The organism is Pseudomonas sp. SIMBA_067 (genome assembly GCF_046534675.1).
Taxonomy (GTDB): Bacteria; Pseudomonadota; Gammaproteobacteria; order Pseudomonadales; family Pseudomonadaceae; genus Aquipseudomonas; species Aquipseudomonas putida.
This window is the reverse complement of the sequence record NZ_JAWRYH010001566.1, coordinates 1-223: the sequence shown is the minus strand read 5'-3', so window position 1 is coordinate 223 and position 223 is coordinate 1. Positions and strand designations below refer to the sequence as shown.

The window sequence follows — 223 nt, the reverse complement described above, 5'->3', positions numbered from 1 at the left end:
CTGACCTTTACCCTGGACGATGGCAAAACCACCATCACCATCCCGGCTAACGGTACAACCGGCACTGCCACTGTCACGGCTCCGGACAACGTCTACACCGGCACCAACGCTCCGGTCGTGAAGGCCATCCAGTCGGTCACCGGCGTGGATGTCGGCAAGTTCGAGCAGCTGACGCTGGACAAGACCCCGGTCAGCACCGCCGTCACCGACGAGCCAGGTTCGG

At 63.2% G+C, this 223-nt stretch carries 1 protein-coding gene; it reads left to right on the top strand.

The features are described from left to right. A partial coding sequence (locus SB765_RS34720; RefSeq protein ID WP_410933166.1) for an immunoglobulin-like domain-containing protein occupies positions 1-223 on the top strand: 223 nt, incomplete at both ends.